Raw genomic sequence first — 13,551 nt, 5'->3', positions numbered from 1 at the left:
CAGGCGGTGAATGCCGAAACCCTGGGCTGGAGTGCTGCGACACTGGTTGCCGGCTACTTCGTCGTGCGCGACAAAATCAAAACCAACAGCGGCTACGCCCGCAACCTGCCGGGATTCATCAGTAGTACCTTCGGGGACGGGAACCAGCGCTGGGTGGGTTGACGCGCTGACTTTGGCTACCGGCTTGAGCGCCGGCTTTCCCGCGTAACGCTTGATGCAACATCTCCACACCTGAAGGTGGGAGTTACTGGCGCCACTAACCGCATTTTGGGTGGGCCACCCGACCAGAGACCAATCAGCCACGAGCTACGCAGTAGCAATCCAGACGAAAAAACCAGTTGCAGATAGTATCCCAAAGGATACACTTTGTGCGTGCCGGAAATGACAAACACCATCAACGAGTACACCGACGAACACGGAAAGAGTCCCCATGCGGAATGGCTGGGGAGGCTGCGTGTGGCAAGATCACAAGCGGAGGTATCCAAATGGCGCCTAATGTCAGAGCGACCCACAATGAGCATCTTCGTGACCCCGAAGTGGCAGCAGAATACCTGAGCGAAGCCCTGGAAGAAGGTGACGCCTCCGTTATTCTGATGGCTCTTCGCAACATCGCCGAAGCCCAGGAAGATGGTATTACCGGTTTGGCGAAGCGCTCCCACCTGGGCCGAGAAAGCATGTACAAAATGCTCTCAGCAAGCGGCAACCCCAAACTTTCCAGCTTCACTAAAGTGATCCATGGATTGGGCTTGAAACTGAAGGTTGAGATCGACAAAAACCCGCACAGAGCAGCCTGAAAGCGATGTGATCTCATACATCTGTGTATGAGTGTAGGTTGACGTACAAAGGTTCTCGCTGCGCGGTAAAGACAAGATTCTGGGACAATGGCGGATATTCTGTTTGGTGCGCAACATTGGAAAATTGATGGAGCAGATGGCAAATCAGTGAACCCAAAGGTTATTGACGGAAATCGAGTGCTTTTCTGGCAGGGCTGAATGATAATGTAAAAAATTTTTTAATCGACCATTGATGACCAATAAAATGTGGCTGGAAGAGAAACAGTTTTTCAACAGCCTCGTAGTGCGGAAAAATAGTGAAAGCAGTTCATCTTCTACCCCTAACTCTATTGTTGGCTAACATTTCATCTGCGGATGAGTTAATTATTTCGTATGCGCCATCTGCAACTATTAAGAGCGACATAGATGAAAGCGAGCTTAAAAGCAACTCATATTCGAGGTTGGATTTAAATCCCGGGACGGCTAACGGGATCCGATGGGTACCTTCGTCCGAATTGTTTTACGTCGATTTTACTTTTATTGATTCAGATAATGATGCCCGGGGTGATCATGACCGTGATTACAAATCGCTATCGGCTGGGCCTCGCTTTATCATAGAGGGCCCTATCAATGAAAGTCTAAAATCATATTTTGGGTGCACCGCAGGAGTAGGAGCGACTGAATTTGGCATTGAATCTGGAAAGATTCGATCTATGGCCGAGGCTTCTTTTAAAGGTGGTCTAGTATTCAAAGATACATTTATTATCGGCCCGGAAGTAAAATTCCAATTTATCGGTAGCCCTGGTGAAACAGTCGCCCACGTGCTTACATTTAATCTCAATGCGGGAATCAGGTTCTGACGTTTGGCACAGCGGTGTGCCGCCGGGATCCACAAGCATAACTATGTATTGCCAGGGAAAGCTACGTCCCGGCGGTGCTACTGATAGCTCCAGGCTCCACTTTCGTCGACCAGTGTCTTGCCGTTCTGCTCCACAAGCAGTTGACCCGACTCAAGTACCTTGTAGATAGTGTTGCCATTTTTGAACTGGTAGCCGAGAAACTGGCAGGGCGTGACGCCATCGGCACATGTTTTGGAGATAGTTTTGCCTTTCAGGCTCAGCTGCTCGCCAGATTTGTGCGAGGTACCGTGATAGCTGACATCGTCACAGGTTACATTGCCCTCGGGGCAGTTCACCTGGATCTTGATGGTGTAGTTATCGGTGACCAGTGTGTCAGCAACGACTGGGCTGACGAGTAGGAAAGTCAATGCAGCGGCAAGTATTCTGGGGCTCTGCATAAGTCCTCCGGCTATTTCTCTAACAATCGGTAGCGGTCGGTAGACAACTATTCTAGGGTGATGTGATCACTTGTCACTACTACAGGTAAATTCTGTTAGTGTTCCCCCCCCTCAAGCCCAACACCCACTCTCGCAGGGGCTTGCCGGCTACCACACAAACTCTCGAGCAGAGACGCCTCTGCTAGGCAGTAACTTCGGATTAGGTAAAGCACCGTTCATCTTGTTTTTCAGCAGCTCAATGGGCTTCATCTGTAATCGTTCATTTTAGAGCGTCATTCACCAAGCCAATAGTCAACACTATTCTGGCCACCATCAACAACACGAGGCGGCTCAAAAAATTAAGATCGAAATTTTACTGCCTACAAATATAAATATTCTTATATTCAACTAAAAAACACCTAACTAATTATTTTCTCCTGGGCGAGATATGGTTCAAAATCGAACCTATCAGGTTTCCCCAAAATTGTATGCACACAATACTTATCAATTGCATCAACATAATTCTCAAGAACACGCATAGTTGAGATATCGCCATTCTTCATATGAATAATTCGGTGCTTGGTTTTATCTAAAAATAAAATATCGCTCTCGGAATAGTCATAACCACCAGTAGGAACATGAACCAAAAAAGATCTTAAATCATAAATATTTCCATCAGTATCCCGTTGCAAATCTAAGGCATCAATGACACCTCTAAATTCATATTCGGTTAGATTCAACCACTCAGCCCAATGATTAATGATTGCCCAGCCACTGGCTATAGGGATGGGAAGGAATCTACCGGATGGCTGAGGTATGACATCATCTGATAAAACAAGCCCATCCATAACCCCCTTACGGTAATACGCTTCCCGAATTTCCACAGGTAAATCGTCAGCCATTGTTTGGCGTCGCATAATACTGGGACGGGGAACTCCAACTTGTACAAGTTGCCCGTGAACTTCTAGATACAAATAAAGCTTACCTTTAGGGCTAAGTCCATTTTTGTTAGGTGGTCTTAATGGGTAAGCTCCTCCGACGAACAATTCACCAGACTCTTGCAATAACTTACCTGTAAGTGGTTGAAATCGAGTCAATTCTGAAAACAACCACTCCTTACCATTATCTAGAACAGAAAGCACATCTGGTTCTTTACCAAAATCATAGATCATTGATTTGGCAAGTACCGAAGCATCTTCAGGCTTGAACCAGACTGAGTACGCTCGCTGTCGATACTTTTGTGCACTAAAGTATTTAGACATCATAAATTACCTCAATCAATTCCTACAGCCGTCATCAAGAAGCTCGCCTACTTTGTCCAACATTTCATCTTTAATTTCCGCCTGCCGAAACTTTAACCAAGCTTGATACTCCGCAGAAATTTCTGCATTGCAACTACTCGCCAAAACTAAAAATAAAGCTCTGCTAGCGTTGCACCCTCCACAAGCCCAACACCTGCTCCCGCAGCGTCTCCGCCCGCGCCGCCACATCCAGCGGCTTGCCGGCTACCACACCAATTCTCAACCAGATATGCCTCGGCCAGGAAGTAAAGGCCTGGCCACTCCGCTGCGAATTTCGAGCCACTAAGCGTACATCAAACCGTCAGCGCCAAATTTACTCAGATATAAATCAATATCACTCCGGAACACCCTTGATACAATCTCCACCAACTCCTCGTTATACAGTGACTTCAGATCAGGCAAAGCGCCGTTCATCTTGTTTTTCAGAAGATCAAAGGGTTTGACCATGCTGAAATCTTCCCCACTGACGAGATCAAAACCATCCCTGCCATGATTGGTCAGCGAGCGAGCATCGATGACATCGATACCAATACGCTCTTTCAGAGTTTTCACAGCTCGGGAAAAATCCTCCAGTGCAAAGTAGTCGTCATACTCTTCATACACCAGAAAATCCACCTGTGGCCTCCAGTGAATGTTGGAGTTGCGGACGCCGGGCTTCTCCATGCTTCTGACAAAAAAGTCGAAAGTAATGTCCTCCACACCGATATTACGGTTGTGGACATCCACGTAACGCCAGGCATCCAGATCCCGTCCCACGATTTTATCCAGGTATACGCTTACCAGTCTGGAAAAGGGGCAGCGCAAAACGGTAAACGTATACTTTGCCTTCACCAGCTCAGGCAAAGTAGCAACAAACGTGTGATTATTGTTGTGAATCCAATTGAACTCCGACTTATCCCTGATGCAGCCATTCGCATAGGCCACGGTGGTTCTGAGAGTGGAACACGCGTTTTTGGGGATAAAACTGTAAACCGCATCGCTGTTATATATACACAGAGCGTGGTTTTGCGCAAACTTGTGCTGGGGATTTTGGTTGAGCGGGCTATAGTTTTTATTGCTGTATTTTAAAAAACGATTCATTGGAGCCTCCAGGTCTCAAGCAATACTCTTTGATTTACGCACGGGAGAAATCTTCTTTGTATAGTGGACCCCAGAGGGACTGACGGGAGCTCGATTAATCCTTAACCTTCTGGATTTACTGACCGCCCATCATGGTCAGGCATCTATGAATTGGATGATGATCCCGTAAAATGTGCTGTTAGTTTTTACCAGGCTTACGGTAGAACGAATACCGCCGAACCCATCTGGGTTTGCGCCAGCGAATCTCCATCTCTGTACTTTGCATGGGAGTGAAATAACGACAACCGTCAAAGTAATAGTGGGTAACCTGACTGTGCCTTGTGCGCGCTTTGTCCGGATGGCTACCGCCCCCGTGCAGCAGATTGGCATGCCAGATCAGAACTTGCCCCTTTTGCAATATTCCGCGCTGAACCGGGAGCCCCTTCCGCTCAACCAGCGACTGTATATAGCGCTCGTACTCCGGATAATGCGCATAAGACGGTGTCACCCCGACATCCTGCATAGTTATTTCAGGTAATTTATGACTGCCCGGGTAATAGATGAGAGCGCCATTGGTCTCATCCACATCCTCCAACGCTACCCAGACTCCGGCCATAAAACCCGAAGGCTGGCTGTTGAAATGAATGGTATCCGAGTGCGTTTTCTGCTCGGTACCCACCGGAAAGTTCAAGGTCTGAAATGGGCGGGGCTTACGCCCAAACAACTGCTGCAACGACTTCAGAACCCGCTTGTCCAGCGCGACTGAACGCACCCCGGCGTCATAACGCCATGCATCCTGAACGCGAGTGCCATGCAGATATTGACCTCCACCACCAGGCCGATCATAGAGGCGTTCAACGCCCTCGATCACTCGGTCCAGAAGATCATCCTTGATCTTATAATCCAGTATCAGAAAACCATCTCGTTGGAACTCGGTAATCTGTTGCTGACTAAGCATCTCTCGAACTCTCCATGTTCTCCGCCCTATTCTGTTTACTGGACGGACTTTCCGCATTACTCGAGGGGCCGGCCACAGCACGAAAACGGTTTATGCCAATGAGAAATCTTCAAAGATCAGAGTAAGATTCGGGTTATACGCAGGGTCGCTATCCAGCTGCGATCCCCAACGCCTGCGCATATAGTCCGCCTCGCGCTGGGCGCGACGTCGTTTTGCAGCAGTATCGTCAGCACCGCGGGATACGGATTCGTGATGGTATAGCTCTGCATGGGGTGTCCACAGGTTGCGATACCCAGCCTCGCGCACTTTTAGGCAAAGATCGACATCGTTGTAGGCCACAGCGAGATATTCTTCATTCAAACCGCCGACCTCATCAAATACCGACTTGCGCAATACAAGACAAGCCCCAGTTACAGCGGAAAGATTCTGCACTGCCGACAAACGCCCCATATACCCCGCCGCATCTCGCAAAGCGTACTTGTGGCTGTGCCCGGCGGTACCGCCGATACCCAGAATCACCCCACCGTGCTGCAGCGTATCGTTGCCGTAATACAGCTTCGCCCCCACGCACCCAATCTCCGCGCGGCTGGCGTGCGCGACCATCTCACACAGCCAGCCCGGTGTAATCACTTCGATATCGTTGTTGATCAGCCCCAGAATCGAGCCACGGGCATGCGTAGCACCATAATTATTGATGCCTGAATAATTGAACGGATGGTTCCAACGGTGCACGCGCACCCGCGTATCCGACTGCACCCACGCCAGATAGGCCAGGGTTTCCGCGCAGCGGCTCTGGTTATCCAGAATCAGCACCTCGAAATTGGGGTATTCGGTTTTCTCCAGAATCGAATCCACACACCGGCGCAGTATGTGCACCCCATCCCGGGTCGGGATCAGCAGGCTGACCAGTGGTGCCGGTTGCGGCAGCGGCCAGCGACAGCGGGCCACGGCCGCGCCATGCACAGAGCGTGTCGGCAAAGCCTCCAGAGCGACCGGGTGTTTATCCCCCTCCGCCGACTGCAGATAAGTCTGCAGACTCTGCCACTCTTCTTCACACAGCAGTTCCAGCGCAGCGCCCGGCAACAGCTTCTGGTGATAGAGCACACGCGGAATATGCGTGACTGTGGCTGCTGGCAAAACATCTCGGCAGCGCAACAAATTGCCGTATACCGAGAGATTCTGCCCCGCCGGGAAATCAAACCCCAGCTGCTGCAACAGATCGCGCTGGAAAAAACAGCACTGGCCGACATAGTTATAGGCCAGCAAAAGATCCGGGTTCCAACCCGGCTTGAATAGCGGTGCCTCTCTGCCCCCCGCCCGGTTCAGGCTGTCTGCATCGGTATACAGCAGCTGAGCCTTCGGATTCTGGTTGACTACCCGAGCCACAAAAAACAACGCATGAGGATGCAAGCGGCCACAGGCCGGAAGTTCCGAGCAATACAGCAGGGTATTGTGCGGCATTTCTGGTTCTGGCAGTCGTGCTGGGGAATTTACAATCTGCAGGCGTGTGTCATCCTGCGCAGCCGCATTAAAGCGTTCGATAACCGGATGTCGCGCCCTCTGCAGTTCCGGACAGACTTCTACCGCCAGCCGCCAGTGCGGATAGGATTGTGCCAACACGGAGCGCTTGGCCTGCAGCGCATATTCCACCGTTTGTGCCGAGAGCCGCAAACGCAGGACAAACTCCACCGGTGTATCCAGCGCGGCGACAAACCCTGCAACCTCTTTGCTGCCGGGCATCTGCTCAGTCTCAACCTGCGCGAGCCATTCAGTGTACCCTGCATCCGGGCAGCGGTTGTGGAAAGTCTCCCCGTAGTGCATCAGCGCTACCGAACACCAGCTACGCCCCTTTTCAGCGGCTTCTTGCTTCAGGGCTTTGTTTACAACGCGACTGGACTGCCCACGAAAACTGCGGTGCATGTTGGCCAAGCGCTGGCATAGTCGGTCGCGGGCGAAGTGGGGGGCCAGCCAGGCGAGGCAACAGTGGGCAACGGTATAGCCGGTAGCAGGTCGCAGTCCAAGCTCGTCCTGTTCACCAACACTGAAAATCTCCAGCCTCGCTGCCCGCACCCGCGCCGGGAAATGACAGATACGTTTGGCGATCTTTCCCCGACGTAACGGCAGCGTAACCGTTAGTGCGGGATCAAAGCCCTCCCCACAATCCACATGCAACAACACGTGCCGGGCTCCGCGGGCTTCTGCCAACTGGAACTCAAGCATATACCAGCCTTTTCCGGGCAGGCGGCCGTGCCATACGAAGGATGCAGCACTGTTCGCGCCGCCGCTATCAGCAGACAACGCACTGGGTTCATGACGAATAAGCCTGCGGAATACTCTCAAACGAGACACCCAAACAACATCAAGCTGTACTTACGGTAGACATATTATGCTTTGCCCGGCACCTGCTTCGGTAAACGCCAGGGCGAATTTGCTAACGGTTGGCCCGTCGTTGCCACAGTACACTCGACTAAGTCTTTACTTGTCAGGCTTGGCAGCTTTACTGAAAAGCCAATGTTCGCTCCACGCGGAACACCGTAGGCATGCAGCCCTTGGCGAAATCCTTTGGCGGCAACTTCCGCCCTTAACTTTCCGTTTACGGATACTTGAATATACGCGGGTGACTGCGCACCGGTAGCATAAGCCCAGCCCATTAACTGCTGGTCCCGGTATTCGGTAACCATACCGGATACATAGGGATCGCCGCGACGACGGAGCTTAGTCCGCCAATCAAACTGATCGCGTGCCATGTTGTAAAGGCGGATATCAGCTGCATTCAAGCGACGGAATTCTATCTCCTGATCCTCGGAAAGCCTATAAGGCTCTCTCCAGTTTTCCCGCCCGGTATTGGATTCCATTCTGGGAACATCCAAGCCGAAACCATCACGCAGTAGATCAAGGGATTCGTCGTAGCGCTCGGTAATCCCGACAAATCCCAACGCCGCCCAATGCACCCCCCGGAACATATTGTGTTGCCGATTGATAAATTGCGGACTGCGGTAGAATTGTTCGAGGCTCCCCTCATACCCAGCATGCTTAACCAGGTGGTGGTACTCAGAGACTGTCCGTTGAAGCGGATCACGCAGAAACGTAATCATATTGACAACAGGAAATGCAGGCATGTACCGCGAGGCACCAAAGTGGCCGGTCAGGAATTGATAATTGCTTTGCTCAAATTTCAGCCTGAAATCCCACATGTCTGAACGTTCGTATAAACATTCATTGACGATAGCGCTGGTGTCAGAGCTGCCAGCACCGTAGTCCCTACAGACACGGTCTTCCCCAAAAAACTGATCTACACCCAAGCGGAAGCTGGTACCAGCTGTCTTGGGGACATGGACAAAAACTAGTGGAGAAACGCTCACTGACTACCTCAAAGAAAAATTTTCGTAATCCAAAGTAAGGTTACGGTTATACGCTGGATCAATCAGCAACACATCGCTCCACTTAGATCTCATATGGTTAATCTCCGCCTGGAAACGGGCGGCCTTTTCTGGCGCAGTATCATCACCACGGCTGATCGACTCGTGATGGTATAGCTCGGCATAGGGTGTCCACAGGTTTCGGTAACCCGCTTCGCGGACTTTTAAGCAAAAGTCGACATCGTTAAATGCAATGGTGAGGTTTTCCTCATCAAGCCCCCCCACCTCTTCGAATACCGATTTGCGCACCAACAGGCAAGCTGCGGTCACTGCTGAGTAGTTCTGAACAAGGTTCAACCGATAAAAATAGCCGGGGTCAGTGCGGGGAAAGTGCTTGTGGGAGTGTCCGGCCACGCCGCCCAACCCCAGCACAACGCCCGCATGCTGAACGGTATCATTTGGATAATAGAGTTTGGCGCCGACGCATCCTATCTCCTCGCGCGCTACGTGAGAGACCATCTCATCCAGCCACTCCGGCGATATTACTTCAATGTCATTGTTTACCAAACCAACAATATCGCCTTTAGCCTGTGCAACACCGAAATTGTTCATTGCTGAATAATTGAACGGGTAGTCGTAGTCCACAACCCTGACATTCTCACGCGCAGAAATTTCCTGGAAGTATTGCAGTGTCTGCTCGCAGGAGCTTTGATTGTTTAACACCAGAATTTCGTAATTCCGGTAAGTGGTCTTATCTATAATCGAGTCGATACACTGCTTCAGAATTTCGTAACCATCGCGCGTGGGGATGAGTAGAGTCACCAGGGGTTGCGGCTCTGGCACAGGGTGCTGGACACGGAAGGTATTCGGCGCAATGCCCTCACTGACGTCAACTACTTGCCCCTTCCGACGAAAGTGATCCGTTAGGGCCGCGATGCTTGCGGCAGTTGTATAGTCTTTCTCCCCGGAGTCCAGTGCCGTGGATCCCTCCGTCGCTCTCCAGTGATACAACACTCGGGGAATATGCACCACCTGCTCCGGGCGCACCATCTCAACGCAACGTAACAAAAGGTCGTAATCCTGACTGCCCTCAAAACCAGCGCGGAAACCACCCACCGTACGTACGAGGTCCGCATGGTAAACGCCCAGATGGGACACAAAGTTCTGCGCATACAGCAGATCAGGATTCCAATCGGGCTTGAAGTGCGGCTCGCAACGACGTCCGTCTTCGCCAAGCTTATCTTCATCCGAGTAGACGATTCTCGCATCCGTATGCACCTGCAATGCAGCAACCACCTCCAACAACGCATGCGGTGCAAGCTCGTCGTCATGATCGAGCAATGCGATGAACTCACCTCGAGCCAGCCCTAGCGCACTATTACTGGCTGCGCAAATATGACCATTCACTTCACGTCGAACCCAATTGATACGGGGCTCGTCATTTGCTGCTTTATCCAGAATCTGGGGAACCGATTCGTCCGTCGATGCATCATCCGCCAGGCACAACTGCCAATTCTGGTAATGTTGAGCTCGCACCGAGGCAATGCATCTCTCCAGGAGATCAGGACGTGTGTTATACACGGGAACAACAATCGAAATTAACGGTTGATACGTAAACGCCTTTATCCGGTTCGCTACCGTTTCAGGGTTATATTCCAAACGCTCGCGGGCAACAATCGTATCGTAATCAGCGCTCGCACTGGGAGATAACAGCTTGTGGTATTCCTGCCACAAACTACTCTCTTGCGGCTCCTGCTTATTGATTCCAGATGCTTTGAGCACCCGCAACTGATCTGCACCAACATAGGGAGAGGCCGCCAGCTTCCGCAGCATTGCCTTATGAGCAAAACCCGAAGTCACTCGAGCCAAAACAAACTGCTGGAATTCTACAGTGGCGGGACACTCACTGGGGTCAAACCGCAACGCCTGCACAACCCGCGGAAAGTAACAGAGGCGCTTGACAAGCTGGCCCGCGGGAACAGCCAAGGGAAAACACGTCTCTTCGGCGAAGCCATCCCCGTAGTCAACATACAGCTTGCCCAGCTGCATGGGCATATCGGACTGCATGCGAATCTCGAGCATGTACCAGCCCCTGGGGTACTGTTGTGCCTCGGGAACAACAGCCAGTGCTGGATCCCCCCCCGATAGCTGCCAATGCCGGTCTGCTCCGTGGGCATCATTGAGAGGATAAAATGAACAGGACTGGCGACGCGCCAGCCAACGGCGCAACTCGCCATAGAGGTCTTTAACAAACTGCATGAACTAACCAATTACTGAAACAGAAATCCGCAAAAAATGAAAACCGGGCCCGGCGATCATACAGTGACCAACCCGCCTTTTCGCTAAATTAATTAACACTACCTACTTTGTGAACCACAGCGGGCATAAAACAACCATATATGGATGCCTGCACTTCGTCATTCTCAGTAAATGCCCGGACGTGGCGAAAGCGGAATCCACATAGCAGCCGGTCCGACACCCCGGCCCTCACCACATCAGGCCGCTCCTGATCCACATCCACTATAAATTCATCGCCATTAATCAATAGCCTTACCTTAAGCGCGCCAGTAAACTCGCTCTTCGCCCATCCCTGTATAACGGACCCTTTGACAGAAAGGTGCAGGCTACCAAATGCCCAAAGCGGAGTTTCTGTCGCCAAGCGTGTTTTCAAAGCATCAATGCCCTTTTTAACATCAGCAACGTAAGGCAGCAGTGTGTCATCGAGGCACTCATTACGGTCATGTCCCTTAAAATACACTTCCCCTTTCTTGCGACCGGCACTCCCTGCGACCGATCCCTTGCTGAATTTTTTTAAGAAATGCTCTTGGCGAGACTTTACAACGTAGTGATTGACCCTTAATCCATCACCAACCACCTTCACTGTTCGTGGCGCCGATATCCTACTATCTTCAAAATCCGAAAGCTGACCATCTGGCCCGTAGTAACGTCCATCTTTTAACTCGCAATGATGCACAAGCATTCTCTGAACCATTGAGGGTTTGACCAAGGATTTAATATGACGATTGAAATCGTGGTGCACCTCTGAGCAACGAGTAAAGCGCTCTATCACTGGCTTTGCCTTAGTAAAAACCTCCCCCGAAGACCCAAAACACCGCCAGTTGAGTGCGAGCGCGCCAGCATCAGAAGTTTCATAAAACCATCTCAGATTATCCGGCAACGACTGGCCATTAGGGCAAACAATAAACTCATCCGCGTCGATAAAGGCCAGAAGGTCGACCTCATGGCCATGAGTGCGAAGAATATGCGTATACGCTGCGGACTGTGGCCCTTGATCTCCTTTTCTCGGAAAAAATACGCGGCTGATGATACCTAAAGAATCCAATGCCTCCAGTAGCTGAGAGGTTCCGTCATCACTGACGTTATCTGCGATAAAAAAAGGACCAAAGCCGATCAGGCTATGATAGGCAAGCCACTCCAAAACATAGTCCGCTTCATTCTTTAAAATTGCCGCGACACCTGTAATGTATTGGTTGCGCCCTAACGGATACTTACTCATCGTAAAAAATACCGAACAAAAAATTACAACCCCAACCCTAACCCAAGAAGAAATCAATTGAAACTAATCAGGAAGCAAAACTCTCGGTTTTTGCATCACTACCTTACTCCCCTCGGGAACGTCAAAGTTTAAAATTGCTCCGGCGCCAACCACAACACCATTCGCGACTGTAATATTACCTATCACCACGCTATTCGCCCTGACGGAAACATTATCCAAAATAGTAGGATTTCCGCCTTTTCCCGAGCCAATTGTTACATTCTGATTAACCCAAAAATTTTTCCCAATGCTCTTGGCAAAAATAACCGTAGAAAATCCATGTTCAATATAAAATCCAGGGCCAACATTATCGCATGACACGAAAAGATTAGTCACAAACATCCAGGGCGAAGAGCCAACTACAGATCGGAAACGAGAAAGCAAACCTGCCACTTCAAATTTTTTTTGCGCAATTCTCATGCGATACTGAATCAAACTGCGAAATTCCTGCCGACCAGACCATAATCTCTCAAAAGGATCACCAATGGGTTTCACCACATCGACCCATCGTTCAATATCCTGAAGAATATAGCTTTGAACTTCGGCCGGTAATGAGCCAATAAAAGACTTAATCTTCTCCGCTCCGGCTGGATCATTATTCATAATGAGCAATTACCTCCGGCGCTTTTCCAACCACTTTCTTAACTTCAAAAACCTGGGCGGACAAATCCTCACTCTCCCCATCTACCTCAACAACAAGAAGACCGCCTCTTCCGTCAATTTCAGCTAGCTCACGAAATTTATTAGTCAGCCTACTTACGACGGTAACCTCATCCAACTTATCCAGCAGGTAAGCTTGTAAAACGATCATATATTCAATGCGCCAATAACAATAGCGCTCTGACCTCCTAGAACGGGCAGTTAACATATGAGATCCTCTTTCCGCCAATCTAACTCTTTATCATCTAAAATACTTTGAAAGTAGTAGCACCAGCTTTATGAGGTCCCAGGTGAAAAATTATTCGATCAAACCTCACACTAATTTGACTACCACCCTCACAGGTTTCGGAATCAAGCTCGAAGTAAATGCTTTGATTCTTTTGCACTTTAGACCAATGCGCCTCGTTCTTATGCTCAAGATTGTTAGTAAGCGAAATTTGTTATCGACACCACCCTGCGGAAATATTGTCATGCCATTACTACCAGTAGAAAACACCTGATTAAAAACACCTACATCCGTCACTCCTCAAACTTTGTTAGAAATTCTACCGCGAACCTTACCAACTGCTCGGTCCAAAACAGCCTTCGAAAATTTTGAGCCCTGTGGTG

Annotated in this window: 12 protein-coding genes; 2 read left to right on the top strand and 10 right to left on the bottom strand. The window is 50.1% G+C overall.

Annotated features, from left to right (window positions below; translation table 11 throughout):
• The first annotated feature begins 485 nt into the window (after nucleotides 1-485).
• The gene (locus FDY93_RS01185; protein ID WP_138233902.1) at nucleotides 486-794 is read left to right on the top strand and encodes an addiction module antidote protein; all 309 of its coding nucleotides are present in this window, start codon (nucleotides 486-488) and stop codon (nucleotides 792-794) included.
• A gap of 296 nt (nucleotides 795-1,090) precedes the next feature.
• Complete coding sequence (locus FDY93_RS01180; protein WP_138233901.1) at nucleotides 1,091-1,633, top strand: hypothetical protein; 543 nt, start codon at nucleotides 1,091-1,093, stop codon at nucleotides 1,631-1,633.
• A 77-nt stretch (nucleotides 1,634-1,710) separates the two neighbouring features.
• Here FDY93_RS01180 and FDY93_RS01175 read toward each other — a convergent pair whose 3' ends face one another.
• The 10 genes from FDY93_RS01175 to FDY93_RS01130 all read right to left on the bottom strand — a co-directional run bounded on the left by FDY93_RS01175 (nucleotide 1,711) and on the right by FDY93_RS01130 (nucleotide 13,150).
• Nucleotides 1,711-2,070 carry a hypothetical protein gene (locus tag FDY93_RS01175; RefSeq protein WP_171018851.1) on the bottom strand — a complete coding sequence of 120 codons (360 nt, stop codon included), beginning with the start codon at nucleotides 2,068-2,070 and terminating at the stop codon, nucleotides 1,711-1,713.
• 398 nt (nucleotides 2,071-2,468) lie between these two features.
• Nucleotides 2,469-3,311: a hypothetical protein gene (locus tag FDY93_RS01170; protein WP_138233900.1), complete on the bottom strand. Its 843-nt coding sequence runs from the start codon at nucleotides 3,309-3,311 to the stop codon at nucleotides 2,469-2,471.
• Nucleotides 3,312-3,632: 321 nt separating this feature from the next.
• Nucleotides 3,633-4,430 carry a sulfotransferase family 2 domain-containing protein gene (locus FDY93_RS01165; RefSeq protein ID WP_138233899.1) on the bottom strand — a complete coding sequence of 266 codons (798 nt, stop codon included), beginning with the start codon at nucleotides 4,428-4,430 and terminating at the stop codon, nucleotides 3,633-3,635.
• 178 nt (nucleotides 4,431-4,608) lie between these two features.
• Nucleotides 4,609-5,367, bottom strand: a complete 759-nt coding sequence (locus FDY93_RS01160; RefSeq protein ID WP_171018849.1) for a phytanoyl-CoA dioxygenase family protein — start codon at nucleotides 5,365-5,367, stop codon at nucleotides 4,609-4,611.
• A gap of 90 nt (nucleotides 5,368-5,457) precedes the next feature.
• Nucleotides 5,458-7,665 (bottom strand): glycosyltransferase family 2 protein, encoded by a 2,208-nt coding sequence (locus FDY93_RS01155; protein ID WP_138233897.1) that lies wholly within the window; start codon nucleotides 7,663-7,665, stop codon nucleotides 5,458-5,460.
• Nucleotides 7,666-7,751: 86 nt separating this feature from the next.
• Complete coding sequence (locus FDY93_RS01150) at nucleotides 7,752-8,729, bottom strand: sulfotransferase family protein (protein ID WP_138233896.1); 978 nt, start codon at nucleotides 8,727-8,729, stop codon at nucleotides 7,752-7,754.
• A 3-nt stretch (nucleotides 8,730-8,732) separates the two neighbouring features.
• Nucleotides 8,733-10,985, bottom strand: coding sequence for a glycosyltransferase family 2 protein (locus FDY93_RS01145; RefSeq protein WP_138233895.1), 2,253 nt, complete (start codon nucleotides 10,983-10,985; stop codon nucleotides 8,733-8,735).
• A gap of 88 nt (nucleotides 10,986-11,073) precedes the next feature.
• Nucleotides 11,074-12,243 (bottom strand): glycosyltransferase family 2 protein, encoded by a 1,170-nt coding sequence (locus FDY93_RS01140; protein WP_138233894.1) that lies wholly within the window; start codon nucleotides 12,241-12,243, stop codon nucleotides 11,074-11,076.
• A gap of 63 nt (nucleotides 12,244-12,306) precedes the next feature.
• Nucleotides 12,307-12,885: an LbetaH domain-containing protein gene (locus FDY93_RS01135; RefSeq protein ID WP_138233893.1), complete on the bottom strand. Its 579-nt coding sequence runs from the start codon at nucleotides 12,883-12,885 to the stop codon at nucleotides 12,307-12,309.
• On the bottom strand, nucleotides 12,878-13,150 hold the full coding sequence (locus FDY93_RS01130; protein WP_138233892.1) for a hypothetical protein: 273 nt from the start codon (nucleotides 13,148-13,150) through the stop codon (nucleotides 12,878-12,880). Before FDY93_RS01130 ends, FDY93_RS01135 begins: the two co-directional genes overlap by 8 nt.
• Nucleotides 13,151-13,551: the final 401 nt, after the last annotated feature.

Origin of the sequence: Microbulbifer harenosus, from assembly GCF_005771435.1 — a bacterium.
In the GTDB taxonomy this organism is placed as follows: domain Bacteria; phylum Pseudomonadota; class Gammaproteobacteria; order Pseudomonadales; family Cellvibrionaceae; genus Microbulbifer; species Microbulbifer harenosus.
Note: the sequence above shows the minus strand (reverse complement) of the source record. Positions and strands in the feature narration are given on the sequence as shown.

Excerpts from the sequence above, each read along its gene's own strand:
- FDY93_RS01185 (WP_138233902.1), top strand. The coding sequence starts at position 486 with ATGGCGCCTAATGTCAGAGCGACCCACAATGAGCATCTTCGTGACCCC.
- FDY93_RS01175 (WP_171018851.1), bottom strand. The coding sequence starts at position 2,070 with ATGCAGAGCCCCAGAATACTTGCCGCTGCATTGACTTTCCTACTCGTC.
- FDY93_RS01170 (WP_138233900.1), bottom strand. The coding sequence starts at position 3,311 with ATGTCTAAATACTTTAGTGCACAAAAGTATCGACAGCGAGCGTACTCA.
- FDY93_RS01165 (WP_138233899.1), bottom strand. The coding sequence starts at position 4,430 with ATGAATCGTTTTTTAAAATACAGCAATAAAAACTATAGCCCGCTCAAC.
- FDY93_RS01160 (WP_171018849.1), bottom strand. The coding sequence starts at position 5,367 with ATGCTTAGTCAGCAACAGATTACCGAGTTCCAACGAGATGGTTTTCTG.
- FDY93_RS01145 (WP_138233895.1), bottom strand. The coding sequence starts at position 10,985 with ATGCAGTTTGTTAAAGACCTCTATGGCGAGTTGCGCCGTTGGCTGGCG.
- FDY93_RS01140 (WP_138233894.1), bottom strand. The coding sequence starts at position 12,243 with ATGAGTAAGTATCCGTTAGGGCGCAACCAATACATTACAGGTGTCGCG.
- FDY93_RS01135 (WP_138233893.1), bottom strand. The coding sequence starts at position 12,885 with ATGAATAATGATCCAGCCGGAGCGGAGAAGATTAAGTCTTTTATTGGC.
- FDY93_RS01130 (WP_138233892.1), bottom strand. The coding sequence starts at position 13,150 with ATGTTAACTGCCCGTTCTAGGAGGTCAGAGCGCTATTGTTATTGGCGC.